A 12,767-nucleotide genomic window follows, 5' to 3' on the forward strand; every position below is an offset into this window, starting at 1 on the left:
TCCTCGTGATCTTTTAGACTCTTTTTTGCAAAGTGAGTTTTTTATTCCGTTGCTTCTCCTAATCGAGCCAGTCGCTCTTCCCAAAGCGCTACATTTTCAGACGTGTTGGACGATGCCTCATAGAATGTAATGAAATCTAAAATAATCGTTCCTTGCTCTATGTATGCCGCCATCACCGCTTTTAATTCTTCCGTTTGGATCTGTTCAAATGCGTCTTTCGCTTTTTCCATTTCTTTTACTTTCAACCAATCAAGGCTTTTTTCAAAATAAAACTGATCCAGTGCTAACGTGATCTCCGGATGTTTTAAGTGGCGATTCAAGACAACGGCTTCTTGTACTTGTTCTAGCTTCAAATAAGCAATCGCTAACTTGACTTGGCGCTTTTCCGTCAATTGTTCCACGTGGGTCACAATTACTGTTTCCCAATCGTTTTGATAAAAAGCCAAATCAAAGGTGGCATTTCCTGTTGGCTTTTGCTCATTCAACTTCTCTACCCAGGAAATTTCCTGTTCTTCTACTAAGTGATCGATCAATTGCTGATACCGAGCGGGATATTCTTCAGCTGCTTCTTCATATGCACCTAGTTCTACCAATGACTGCCATGAACTTTTCTGATTTTCTTTGGATGTCGTTTGCTCGTTATTCGTTCTTTGTTCGATCCACATGTTGCCTTGAACCACAGCAAAAACGATTACTCCACTAAGAAGTAATCGCTTGATGATTTTTTTCCAATCGATTTGTAACAACTGATTTTTTTTCAGCATGTTGCTTGAATGAGGGATAGGGATCATCTTTTCTGTATTGCTTGTTTCTTGCTCCCAGTGTTGACTTAAGATCTCTTCAATCTCCTCTGTCAAAGGAAATTGCAGCACTTTTTCTATCATCATTTCTCCCTTACGATCATAAATACGTATGCGACATTGTCCTTGTGTGTTTGCCAGCAAGACTCGTCGATTTTCAGTTTCTAAATCTTCCAAAGCCTGAAACAAATCCAACTGAGTCTCTTTTACTTGTAAGTGATGGATATGATCGATGATTACAGTTTCTTTCGCCATACGTTGTCACTCCCCTCATTCATTTTTGTTGCGTCCATTTGTAAGGTCTTCCTTACTCAATCATTGTATTTCCATAAAAGAAGACAGCTGTTCGAGATCATCCAAGACATAGCGATGCTTTTTAGCGTCATAGAGATAAGTCAGTTTGACACCCTCACGATGGCGAATATCTTTTTTTACAACTCCGCCTTCTTCATTCAATAAAGACGTCGTAAAATCAACCAAACAGAGGACTTCAACCATTTCATCGTTCGTTTGTTTAAAATAATGCTCGCTTTTGAGCCAGCGACTGAAGCCAAAACGCTGTGGACTATGCGTTTTTTTACCTTGTTCTGTTTTTACTTTATCTTTCATCTTGTTAGAAAGAGCATCAACATATGCAGAGTAATTGTCGCCGACTGTTTCAAACGTATAATAAGCTTGTAAAAATTCTCTGACTTGTGCTTCCGAAACTGGGCCAGCTTTCTGTTCAGACTCTTGTGAACGAAAGCCTATAGACCGGCCAACACTAAAAGTCACACTGCTAAACAGTAAGAAAACAATAATAAGATAAAGAAATCTGGATTTCGGGTTCATTTGTTTTCTCCCAACAATCGATAGAAATAAACAGGCGCCAGCTGGAGATCACCTGCATAGCCTTCAAATGGAGTGATGACGATATCGCCTTCTTGACCATACCCTCGGGCAGTAGCAGGTGTGCAATGAAGGATCGTTTTACCACCATCATCTAAAAATAGCCCTGTATGACCATAATTACCTAAAGAGTGGCCTTTCTTCCCCCATACAAACAAATCACCGGCTCTGACATCTTCTCGACTGATTGGCATCAGGAAAGTCCCTTCCAAAGAATACAATGTCTCAGTGCTACCTAGTGGCACAGGCAAGCCGACACTTCTCATCGCCCATAAAACAAAAGAGGAGCAATCATGATAAGGAAAGGTACCTCGTTCAAAGCCTTGTGAGTATTGAACGTTTTGACGATACAATGTTCTGGCTTGTATCAACACCTCTTGCCCCACTGTATGATCCGATTGCCAGAGTAAGCTCATCTCTTTACTGCCACCTAGTTGCACAAATAATTCTTTGATCGCCGGTACCCAGTATTGTTTTAATCCCAGGGGATCATTACTTGCACCCACAGGACAATACACACTTCCGAGTTGCTCGACTGTCAGCAGTCTTTGGTTCACGATCAATTGGTTTAGTGTTCGAGCAGTGGCGGCAATCCCTTCTTCAAGTGTGGCGTAGGAAAGCAACTCGTTTTCTCGCATCAAGCCACCTGGATTGTTCTTTTCTCGAATTCCTTCGCTCGTTCCCCAAGCAGTTTCGTGGATCATGATGGCTGCTAGAACAATGGGGGAGATATTATTCTTTTTAGCTTCTTGGATGATTGTTTCTGCATGATCACTAAATGCGTGACAATGTAGTAGAATCACTTCTCGAAATTTCTGTTCATTGAATGCAGTATCTGTTTCAATGGGATCAAGCTGTGTCTCATTGTTATCGACTACATTGGGGAGATAAAAAGCTGGATTGACGATTTCACCTTTTTTCTGGTAAGACAGATGCAGTTCCTCTTGTTTTACTCGCCCAATCTCTGTCCCCACCGATACCATCTGTCCTTCAGTAGCTGTTAGATCTACATCATGATAAGTAATGGTTTGATCGTCCATTGTGATGGTTACGTTCTCTCGGTCTCTTGTAATTTCTCCAGCGATCACAGCGACTATACTTTCTTTCGGTTCTGTCTGGATGAGCAGTCCTTCAAGTAAGCTTTTTTCTTGATTGCTTACGTAATACCCAAAGCGTTGTTTTATGCGTAAAGAGTCTGTTTCTTTCAATGGATTGCTTAATTCAGTCAAACTTGCATAAAGACCAATTTCTGCTAACAGCTGTCTACGTTCTTTCCACTCTGGCATCCAAGTGATCACTTGCGACAATGGCTGTGATGTTACTTTGATTTGTCTCCCGTCACTGTCTACTTGCCACATCTGCTCATGCAATCCTTGGATCGTTTCTTTGAGAACATCTGGATTTCCTAATTGGTCATCGCCATAAACCATATCTAAATAAATCAGCACCTCTTCAATGTCAGTCCTGATCACGACTTCATTTGCAGCCACTACTCGTTCATTTACTAGAATCGAACTCTTAGTTGAGTTTAATTCTAGTGTCAATTCCGCATCCAATTCGGTCAAATATTTCCAGACCTTCGTCAATTCAAGCTCATTGATTTTGATCGTAGCAGACGAAACGAAGCCGATCATACTGAAAAAGAGAAAAAATACGAGAATGCTAACACCAACAAATAGGTAAAGGCTGACTTTACTACTGATCGAAGTTTTATTTCCAAGTAAAGAGAAATCAACTATTTTTTTCTGGTAGTCAAGCATGACTCTGCGAGGATCTTTGGTGTTTCTACGCAGAAAATGTCTGTTACTCCTTCGTTTATTTCGTGATTTCACGATCTCTTCAATGCCTACATCGTTTTTTTTCATGGCGATACATCCTGTCGTAATCTGTGGCGTTCGACAGGATCAGTGGTGATCAACTCATAAAGTTTTGTTGTTGGATCAACAGTGTTGGAAAAAGGAACGATGGCGTTGCCTGCGCGTATCAGCCCTGCCCCTTTGACAGGATTGAGCAATTGTTTTTGTTGCTGATACGAAAGATTGAACAAAGAAGACAGCTCATCTAGATCACTTTTCGCTTGTTTCAACATAATGATAAATTCCGTATTACTTAACATTCGGCGTGCTTTATCTGATAATAATAAGGTTTCGACATTTTGGGTAATACCAGTGGCAATCGCGCCCCATTTACGGATTCGGCTCCATAGTTCAAAAAAATAATTTTCACAGTAGGGATCATTTAACAGGAGCTGCATTTCATCAATATAGATCCAAGTAGTGATTCCTCTGTCTCGATTGCGAACGACCCGATTCCACACTTGTTCCAAAACAACCATCATCCCAAAAGTTTTCAATTGATTCCCTAGTTGTTTCGTATTGTAAATCACAAAACGTTTATTTAAAGAAACATTAGTTGGTTTAGAAAACATCGAAAGTGAACCATCGATGTATAACTCTAAATCTAACGCCAATGTCTGCGCCTCTTTTTCCGGTTGTTCTTTTAAAAGCGGAAACCAATCTTCCGCCAATGTCGGCGCTGATTTTTCTGAGCTTTTTTGAAAATTGAAATACGTCAATCGCGTGACACGATCAATGATCGATCGTTGTGCCGAATTTAAACCAGTTGGCCCACCGATCAAAGCTTCACAAGCAGTCAACAGAAAGTCAGATTTCAATTTTACTGGATCTGCCTCTCCTTTCAAATCTTCTGAAATATCGAGTAAGTTGATGAAGGTATTGGTATTAGGGGCGATATTGATGATTTGAGCATCAAAATCATTGCCGATGATCGTATCTTCATCTTCCGGATCAATCGAAATGACTTCATCTTCGGGATTTTTAAGTAACGTCGTGATTTCTTCATATTTTTTGGCTACACCTTTGCCTGAACCAGAGCTACCTAAAATCATGCCACTCGGCGTGTTTAGTTGCTTACGATCGATCCTTACACTATTTTTGGTCATTTCATTTTTCCCGTAATATTTGCCATCTATATGATCAAGATCTTGCGCTGAAAATGGAATAAAAATTGCTGTACTTTCTGTCGTCAACGTCCGTTGTTGTTCGATCCAATTTTTGCCTAAAGGTAAGACCGAGTTGAATCCTTCATCTTGTAGATAGTCTAATGCATTGAAATGACAACGATTTTTACGTCCAACATGTTGGACTTGTTCCGCAATATCAGCTAGTTTTTCTTTGGTCTGAGATCGGAAATAAACGAGGAAGGTAACAAAATATAATTTTTGGCCGGTTTTGACTAGATCGTCTAATAAAGCTTCGGCTTCCTTGATACTATTGGTCAATTCATACGGAATACTTGAATAAGGATCATAGCCTTTTTGTGTCGCTTTTCTTTCAGCAGTTGTTTTGTCTCCTTCCATATAAGCTTTTTTAATTTGAACCAACTGATTTGCTTTTTCAGAATCCACTGGTTCAATGTGGATCGATAAACACAACTCTTCGCCAATATCCATTAATTCTAAGATCAATTTATCTGAAAGTTTGGTGGGGTAATCTTTCAAATAAAGGACTTGGGCATAGTCTGAGCCAATTTCGATATAGTCTTTTGCTTTAAAGCTGAAACTTGCAGGGGTAACCACTGCTTTTGTCGACAAACGGCTATAAACTAAATCTGTATAATTGAACTGGAACCATTCATTAGGTTTGATCAACTCATGGAGCAGTTGCAACCGTTCTTTGCCAGAAAGTGTTTGACTACTTGATTCGATTTCCGAAAGACTATGACTAAGTTGTTGTTCGATACGTGTCAAGGAATGCTTGGCTTGGTCATAATCAGTAGCCTGCGTGCTGAAGGTCAATAGATTTTGTTTGCTAAAATTCGTTCCTCCTTCTGTCATGGTTCGCCGCAGCATTTCATTCAATTCTCGACGGTAGATGTCCTGTCTCTCACCTGTTTCTTTATAGAACAATTGCTTTTCAAGTTCCTTTTGTTCCATTCGCTTTTTTTTCAAGGTAATCGTTAGATGCGTTCGTTCATCACAACTATCTAGTAAGGTACAATACCCTTGAAAAATAGCTTGTTGATCTTCCACAGGTGCAATTTGATAATTGACATCTGAAAACTGGATACTTTTTGAATAATATCCGGAAGCAAGTTCACAAATTCCACTTTCATACATTTTTTCATAACGAATCTTCCTTTGTGCATGTTTGGCTGGTGCTGATTTTCGTTCTTTTTTTCCTCTTTTTTTCTTTTGCTTGTGTAATAGTTTGGTTAAGGAAGACTTTTTAATTCCCTTGTTCACTTCGATATTTCTCTGTTTTACTGATTTTCCTCGTTGAAATCCCTTCATGATCTTCCTCCAAACGAGCATTTTGATATGGATAGTGCTTCGTTGCGATAAGATGGCGCCAACGGATAAGGAGATATTTTTCTAAAGGTAACTGATTTTTTTTGATCCAACCCACCGATAAAATCGGACTAGTAAAAAACATCAATACAATTCCTAGATCATCAATTGAATATCCCCAAATAAAATGATTAACTAGACCGACCGGTAAAATCACGATTAAAGCTAATGCGATAACGATAACCTGTCTTAAAGAGAAGCCAAAAAAGATCTTCTCTTGATACTCTTTGATTTCTTTTCTGATCACGACTTCAATTGCCATTTTTCACACTCCTTTTCTCACTCAGGCCGCAACGATGATCGCTTTCGACCATTTCATGGTGTAAAACAAACACATGGATAGTGCCAAACAATTACCGACAATCGCACTGATCACTGCAATCATCCCCTGCGTCTCATCAAATGAAAAAACAGTACTCACTAATAATGGATAGATGTTCAAAACGATAAAAAGCAATACACCTTGTAAAGATGCCGCACCAAATAGTTTAAAAAAATTCTTTCCAACATGACCAAGTTCTGTATTCACTAAAGCGACAATCGGTAAAGGTGAGATACTCAAATAAAGATACATTTCTAAAAAACGTAAAAAGATCAGTACTTGAGCAAGGACGCTAACAATGATCGATAGAATCAAGGGAACGAGTAAAATCATCAACAACACCATTTTTTCAAAAAAACCTAGCTGATCGATCTGCTCCATCACGTTGAAGATATCCATTGTCTGATCCGTCACACCTCGAATCTCCAATTGATTGATTCCTTGACTAACAAAAATACCTACATCCATAATGGCATTGAGGAAAACCATCAAGTGGCGTAAAAGCAGTACGGTCAATCCGATTTTGATAAACAATGGTAAAAAAAGATCCAGTCCACCAAACTCTGACTGCTTGCCATATAGTCGATGTGCGAGTTGTTGAAATTCGATCAACAATAGAAAACCTAATAGGGAATAAGCAATAGGTTTGACGACACTTTCCATGATCGTCACACTGTAACGATAGATTTCCGGCAGATAATGTTCGAGGTTTTGTAAAAGACTATTTTTATGATTCGTCGATAAACTTAATTGTTCTGCAATCGTTTGTAGCAAAAATTCGATCGCACCGTCCATTCTTTTTCGCTCCTCACATTGAAATATTCGTGATCCACGCACCAGCAGCTAAAATCACTGCACCGCCAACGATTTGAAAAATGGCATGTTGCATCCCTGGCCCATTATGCTCTTTGATTGCAACGCCTAATTGGATAATGCCCCAAACGGTCAGTAAGCTTCCTGCAGTAATCACCCCGTTGGAAAATAAAGACATTGCTTGATTGAAATAATCCATTTTCATCTCCTTATTCGCTCAATTTCTCTGGCATTTCTGGATTGTTGTCTTGAATAATGACATGAAAAGATACTGTCGTTTCTGTAAATGTATCTTTGACCGTCAAATAAACAGGGTAGGTTCCAGGTGTATCCCAAGCGATTTCTTCTATGATCTCAACATCTTCTATTCCGATACTCTCTTCACGATCCGAAACGGAGATCCCTGCTAATAAATCTGGCTTTTCTTCGCCTACAATGATTCTCTTATCCTCTATCCCAGAAAATACAGGTGGTTCATTGATTACTTGGATGCTCCCAAAGGTTTTGGTGATCCCTCCATGTGTATCTTGGACTTGAAGAGGAAAACGATAGGTATTTAATCGGGAAGTGTCGATTTTCTCCCAAAAGGGCAGATCGATTGCCACTTGTAATTGATCAACCGGATCTTCACGATCTGCAAGAACTAGTTTTGCTAGATAGCTTTCTTTATTCAGTTCACTAAATACAGGAAGAGTCATATGCGTATTTGTAACAGTCGGCGCTTCATTTGTTAGGTGAACATAGATTGTACGCTCTGCCGCTCGTTTGCCATACCGATCAACGACATTCCCAATTCTTACGAAGTAGTTTCCTGGTACATAGGGGACAAGATCGGATGCTAAGATGTTTTCCGAAGTAAGATTGATGGCACCATCTTCTTGATCATTTACGGAGAAATAATCAAATAAAGAGAATGATTGATCAACAGGTAAAACGAGCTGGTTCGGCCCCGCGATTATTGGTGCTTCATTGGTGATCGTAATATTACTTATCAGGTTGGCACTTGCTCCAAATTGATCAGTCACAGAATAAATCACTTCATAACTGCCTTCTTTTTCTGTCTGGAGTGTGGTTTTCACTTGAATCTCTGCGGTCAATTCACCATCTTCTTCATCGTGAGCGGAAATGCCAGCCAATAAGTCAATACTTGAACCGATCGTGGCGTGATCACTTTGTCTTACTTGTTGAATGGTCGGGGAGTGATTAAACAGAAAGGTGACTGTCGCAACACTCACTTTCCCTTTTGAATCAGTTGCTGTGATCTGCATCACTTGATAGCCAGATTCGTTAGGATTGACGGGCGTATAGTGGATCACTGGAATGGGATCACTTCCTTGAACTATAGTAAAATAGGCAAAGGGATCAATCGCTGTTCCTCTTGGTAAGATCTGCAATGGGTCGTTTACATGCACGTAGGGACTTTGCCAGTGATTGTTGCTCTCTGGAATTGCTACAACCTCCGATAGCGTAACTTTTTGTTCGTCTTCTGCGAGGCGATGTGTGAGATTGCTTCTTGATACTGAATTTTCTAGACTTTGAGGTACTGTTGTTGCTTCAAGGTAAGCGATCCTCAGCTGATTGGTTTCATCCTTGATCGTTGCTTCAGCGGGGAGAGCCAATGGTTTTCGAAATTGAGAAGCAAACTCAAACAACTGAGAAGAGTTCTCTTCTTTTTTCAGATGGCTCTCCTCTGGTGTTTTCACTTTGATTGCCTGTTTCGTTTTGTTTGAAGCGGGCCCCACTGTTGGTGAGACTTCTGTTTGTTGTGGTTTACAACCAGTAACTAATAAAACAACTGAACAACTGAATATGAACAAGCCAAATCTCATGTATTTTTTCCTTTTAGTCATTCAACCCACCCCTTTTTTGTTGATAGATCAAAACACCACTCACTCCTAGAAATAAGCTACCTAGCCCTACTAGAGAGACAGAAGTACGACTATTCGTTTTAGGTAAATTCCGAGTATTATCCTGCTTTTTCGCTTCTTCTTTTTTCTCGTTTTTTGGTGTATTGAAATAAACAGTCTGCTCTTGATTAGTCAGATCATCTTCACGTGCAACCTCATTTTCTTGTTCAGATTCGTAGTACAAAATATGAGTGGCAATCAGCTGATCATTGGCTTTTAGCGTATTGGCTTTCATTTCCAGAAAAACTTCAAACTGATCTTCTTTACTCTTTGCTGTGTAGGTTGAGATTGCTTCGTTGATGACTTCTCCGGTGTCACCTTTTCGGTACTGCGTCACTACGGTATACGTATGACCGACTTCAATGGCTGCTCCTTTGATCCAGACTACGTCTTTCAATTGATTGTCTTTGGTTGGGTCAAGCTCCTTGCTTCCATCGAGAGATGTGAACAAACTCGTCAATGCTAATTTTTCTCGTTCGTTATAGGCTTCTAATACGATCAACTCACCATCTTTTTCAACAGTTACTGTAAAGTCTAAAGGTTCTTCTAATGGTAAATACCCTTCTAATGGTTTTCCTTCAATAAATTGATAGGTGCCATAGGGCAAATCGCCTACTTCGATTCTCCCCTCATCATCCGTGAGATATTCTTCAATAAATTGAAGATTTTCCTCGCCATTTTCTGATTTTTCTACTTGATATAGGCCAAATGGTACTTGCACCAAAGGTTGTTCATTCAAGCGATCTCGTTTGATCAACTCAATGGGTTGTCTTGCTAAACGGTTAGGGACTTCTAAGCGAATCAATGCACTATGATTTTCCACTGTTACACTGAAAATCAATGGTTCTTCTAACGGGAGATAGCCTTCTGGCGCTTTGACTTCATGAAGCTCATAGCGATCCACGCCCCAAGGTAAGCTCTCAGTTGTCACTAATTCCCCTTTTTGATTCGTTTCAAAAATCTCAGTTTTTTCTGTATCATTCGGACGCGTCATTGCTACAAATGCCCCTTGTCCATCATTCGCCCAAGTATCAAAAATCTTGAATTGTGCGCCAGCATAGGGAATTTGTTGTCCTGTTTCTTGATCGATCTTGATGAGATGTACGCGTGATTCGATGATTTCATCTTCTAATAAAAAGAAATGTGTATAACCTTCCTCACTGATCGTCACTTCAAATGGTTCAATGATCAAATAGCCATCCGTTCCTTTTGTTTCAGCGATCGTATACGTGTCATAGGGTAAATCTATAAATTTAAAGTAGCCGTTTTTTTCAGTGACTTGGACAAATTCTTTTCCTGTGGTATGAGCGGTGGCTGTTAGTTCGATTCCTTCGAGTGGTGGTTTATGATTCGTTTGATTGGTTGTTAATGCGTGTAAAATTTCGAAGATAGAAGTGGGGATAAGAGGTTTTGAACCAAATTTATACCCTTCGACATGACCCTTGATGACGCGATCAGTGACTGTTTTACTATGGATAGCCACTGTTTCATTTTGTCCTGCGTAGGTCAAATGTATAGGGTAGATCGTCGGATCTAAGTTATAGCCTTTCGGTGGAATGGTCTCTTGTAAATAATAGGTTCCTAGTCTTAACCCTTTTAGCTCAGCTGATGCACTTCCATTAACCTCTTCCATCGTCAATTCCGCAACTGTTTCTCCGTCTTTGTCCGTTAATTTATAGACAGCTCCGATCAATTGGGCACCTCCTTGAGGCTGATTGCCTGTTTCTGCATCTTCTTTGATGACCATCAAATTAGCTGTCTGTTCTTGATTAGCTAATGTGATACTCGTCAATTCATTCACTTTGACAGTGACAGTCTGGGGCGTTGGATTTAAAACGTAGCCTTCTGGCGCTTTGATTTCTTGAATCGTAACAACCGTATCAACGAGTAGATCATGCCAAATAGCAACACCATCAGAATCTGTCGTCAATTCTTTTATCTGTCCATCCGCAGTCGTGAAACGAAAAACGGCGCCTACTAATGGTTGTTTTGTTTGTTGATCGACTTTGCGGATACCTGCATGTCCATATTTTTGCACGCGTAACTGAAAGGAAGTTCTTGTCAGCTGCGGCACTCTACCGACTACCATATTTTGTGTATAAGGATGTTGGTACACGACGATTGCTCCTTGATAACTACTGGGGATATGATAATCAAATGCGATCTCACTTGTCGCCGGCGCCTCTTTCGATGCAGTGACAGTTACTTGATTCCCTTGCTTTTCAATGGTTACTCCATTGATTTGTTGAACAGGCGATGAGCTATAATTCGAAAATGCTCCTGTTGTGTCGGTCAATGTTTGGCTTTCGCCAGCTTTTATATCCAATATTTGTCCATCAAAACTTGGTTGGGTATAGAACCGTTCCACTTGTTCCATCACTGTTCGTTTGAATGTTTGGTAATCGTTCATTGTCAAAACACCAGAAATACTGGTGGGGGTGATTCCTTGTTGCTCCCAAGCAAGGAGTTGAGTCATCAATTCTTTTTCCATCGTGTAGTTTGTCGCAATTACCCCATAGTATTTGATCAAAGAAATTTTCTTCAATAATTCTGTATTTTGAATACTTGAATTATACCCGCTATTTTCTCCGATATTCAGCGCTACTCCTTGTTCCAGACAAAGCGCAATCTCTCCCTTCACTCGCTTGCCGTACCAACCAATTTCTCTGCCACCATTAGATAGATGGATATCGATATGAGGGATATGGATTGCTGGATCAACAACGACACTTTCATTTGCAAATGGATCAGCCAATCTTGGAGAATGTTCATGGATCGCCGCTTCAATATAATTCGTCGAGCCAATAGTAATCAATTTCCCATTGGCCCTTTGGACTAATTGATAGTTTTTTTTGAAACTTGTCCAGCTATTATCTGGTGGGATTGTTTGTTCAGCTGTAAGTAAAGTTTGATTGGGGTCTGATGCAGTGATTTGTTGATACGTGGGGAGGTCAGGCAATGTTTCTGCCGAGACTGGTCTTACTTTCATTTGAAAAAAAATCGTGATTAAAATAATGATCGGTAGCATCAAAAATAGTGATTCAGAGGATTTCTTCATTCTTTGACTCCTTTCCTTAGTGAGATAAATCAACTGAGAACGTGATGTCTTCTCCTCGCACCTCCTTCACTATATAATTACGATTTTGGCGAGATTCTCCCAAAAAAATAGAAAAAAAAACGACCAATCAATTGATTGGTCGTCGCGTATTTTACGTCAAAACTCCTCAGCTTGTTTTAAGATTTGTTGGATTTCCTCTACTGTTTGGGCATCGCTCAATGCCATCACTTGATCGACATCGGAACAAAAAAAGGCAAGTTCTTGTAAACTTGTTAATTGTTGGTTTTCTCGCATGATCACTGCAAATAAAATCGTTGCGACTTTCTTTTCTTCGTCGATACCAAAGTCAACGCCATCAGGTACTTGGAACAAAAAAATACCCTCTTCAACAATCTGTTCATCTTTTGCTTTTCCATGTGGAAGTGCCACAAAGTTGCCGATATAGACACTTGCTGCTTCTTGGCGAGCAACCATCGCATCGATATATTCCTTTTGGATGACTCCTTTTTCAAGTAGTTGTTCACCAATCTGCTGAATGGCTTCTTGCCAGCTACCAAACTGTTGGTTCAACCAAATATGTTCAGATGAAATCTCAAGCATCAATAGAGCC

Annotated in this window: 10 protein-coding genes; all 10 read right to left on the minus strand. The window is 39.9% G+C overall.

The genetic code is table 11. From position 1 onward, the window contains the following. Positions 1–41 precede the first annotated feature (41 nt). Positions 42–1,055, minus strand: coding sequence for a hypothetical protein (locus IGK77_RS12265; RefSeq protein ID WP_074799411.1), 1,014 nt, complete (start codon positions 1,053–1,055; stop codon positions 42–44). Between the two features lie 60 nt (positions 1,056–1,115). Next, entirely contained in the window at positions 1,116–1,631 is a 516-nt protein-coding gene (locus tag IGK77_RS12270; protein ID WP_074799410.1) for a hypothetical protein, read from the minus strand. Beyond that, positions 1,628–3,553, minus strand: coding sequence for a peptidoglycan amidohydrolase family protein (locus IGK77_RS12275; protein ID WP_074799409.1), 1,926 nt, complete (start codon positions 3,551–3,553; stop codon positions 1,628–1,630). The genes IGK77_RS12270 and IGK77_RS12275 overlap by 4 nt, the downstream gene beginning before the upstream one ends. Further along, positions 3,550–5,952 (minus strand): VirB4-like conjugal transfer ATPase, CD1110 family, encoded by a 2,403-nt coding sequence (locus IGK77_RS12280; protein WP_420911711.1) that lies wholly within the window; start codon positions 5,950–5,952, stop codon positions 3,550–3,552. Before IGK77_RS12280 ends, IGK77_RS12275 begins: the two co-directional genes overlap by 4 nt. Beyond that, positions 5,936–6,319 (minus strand): PrgI family protein, encoded by a 384-nt coding sequence (locus IGK77_RS12285; RefSeq protein WP_074799407.1) that lies wholly within the window; start codon positions 6,317–6,319, stop codon positions 5,936–5,938. The genes IGK77_RS12280 and IGK77_RS12285 overlap by 17 nt, the downstream gene beginning before the upstream one ends. 21 nt (positions 6,320–6,340) lie before the next feature. Then, positions 6,341–7,174, minus strand: a complete 834-nt coding sequence (locus IGK77_RS12290) for a hypothetical protein (RefSeq protein ID WP_074799406.1) — start codon at positions 7,172–7,174, stop codon at positions 6,341–6,343. A gap of 13 nt (positions 7,175–7,187) precedes the next feature. After that, positions 7,188–7,391, minus strand: coding sequence for a hypothetical protein (locus IGK77_RS12295; RefSeq protein WP_010736645.1), 204 nt, complete (start codon positions 7,389–7,391; stop codon positions 7,188–7,190). 10 nt (positions 7,392–7,401) lie between these two features. Continuing rightward, complete coding sequence (locus tag IGK77_RS12300) at positions 7,402–9,042, minus strand: immunoglobulin-like domain-containing protein (RefSeq protein WP_256209238.1); 1,641 nt, start codon at positions 9,040–9,042, stop codon at positions 7,402–7,404. Beyond that, positions 9,035–12,157 (minus strand): MSCRAMM family protein, encoded by a 3,123-nt coding sequence (locus tag IGK77_RS12305; RefSeq protein WP_195514194.1) that lies wholly within the window; start codon positions 12,155–12,157, stop codon positions 9,035–9,037. Before IGK77_RS12305 ends, IGK77_RS12300 begins: the two co-directional genes overlap by 8 nt. A gap of 156 nt (positions 12,158–12,313) precedes the next feature. Further along, entirely contained in the window at positions 12,314–12,757 is a 444-nt protein-coding gene (locus tag IGK77_RS12310) for a PTS sugar transporter subunit IIA (RefSeq protein WP_071867859.1), read from the minus strand. Positions 12,758–12,767: the final 10 nt, after the last annotated feature.

It is taken from the genome of Enterococcus sp. DIV0806c (genome assembly GCF_051710905.1).
GTDB classification, from domain to species: Bacteria; Bacillota; Bacilli; order Lactobacillales; family Enterococcaceae; genus Enterococcus_B; species Enterococcus_B mundtii.

What these genes read in the sequence shown, in the direction of transcription:
- IGK77_RS12310 (WP_071867859.1), bottom strand. Translation starts at nt 12,757, where the DNA reads ATGCTTGAGATTTCATCTGAACATATTTGGTTGAACCAACAGTTTGGT.
- IGK77_RS12285 (WP_074799407.1), bottom strand. Translation starts at nt 6,319, where the DNA reads ATGGCAATTGAAGTCGTGATCAGAAAAGAAATCAAAGAGTATCAAGAG.
- IGK77_RS12275 (WP_074799409.1), bottom strand. Translation starts at nt 3,553, where the DNA reads ATGAAAAAAAACGATGTAGGCATTGAAGAGATCGTGAAATCACGAAAT.
- IGK77_RS12270 (WP_074799410.1), bottom strand. Translation starts at nt 1,631, where the DNA reads ATGAACCCGAAATCCAGATTTCTTTATCTTATTATTGTTTTCTTACTG.
- IGK77_RS12295 (WP_010736645.1), bottom strand. Translation starts at nt 7,391, where the DNA reads ATGGATTATTTCAATCAAGCAATGTCTTTATTTTCCAACGGGGTGATT.
- IGK77_RS12265 (WP_074799411.1), bottom strand. Translation starts at nt 1,055, where the DNA reads ATGGCGAAAGAAACTGTAATCATCGATCATATCCATCACTTACAAGTA.
- IGK77_RS12305 (WP_195514194.1), bottom strand. Translation starts at nt 12,157, where the DNA reads ATGAAGAAATCCTCTGAATCACTATTTTTGATGCTACCGATCATTATT.
- IGK77_RS12300 (WP_256209238.1), bottom strand. Translation starts at nt 9,042, where the DNA reads ATGACTAAAAGGAAAAAATACATGAGATTTGGCTTGTTCATATTCAGT.
- IGK77_RS12290 (WP_074799406.1), bottom strand. Translation starts at nt 7,174, where the DNA reads ATGGACGGTGCGATCGAATTTTTGCTACAAACGATTGCAGAACAATTA.